The sequence below is a fragment of the Paraburkholderia sp. SIMBA_027 genome, assembly GCF_046535315.1.
Classification (GTDB): domain Bacteria; phylum Pseudomonadota; class Gammaproteobacteria; order Burkholderiales; family Burkholderiaceae; genus Paraburkholderia; species Paraburkholderia tropica.
This window is the reverse complement of the sequence record NZ_JAWRWY010001557.1, coordinates 1-238: the sequence shown is the minus strand read 5'-3', so window position 1 is coordinate 238 and position 238 is coordinate 1. Positions and strand designations below refer to the sequence as shown.

Here is a 238-nt window from a genome sequence, read left to right as displayed (position 1 = left end):
CGCGAGCTACTGGCAAAGGGCGAGATCGATTATGCGGGCTTTGTGAAGCTTGTTGCGTCGTCGGCCCCCTCGACCGGCTATTGCAACACCATGGGCACGGCGACGACGATGAATTCGCTGGCCGAAGCCCTCGGCATGCAGCTTCCGGGTTCGGCCGCCATTCCGGCGCCGTATCGCGACCGTCAGGAGATTTCCTATCGCACCGGCCTGCGCATCGTCGATATGGTCCGCGAAGACC

The 238-nt window shown here is 63.0% G+C and carries 1 protein-coding gene; it reads left to right on the top strand.

Going from position 1 to position 238, the window contains the following annotated elements; all coding sequences use genetic code 11:
* Positions 1-238 (top strand): dihydroxy-acid dehydratase (locus tag SB764_RS44410; protein WP_410867365.1); only part of this gene is annotated, 238 nt, incomplete at both ends.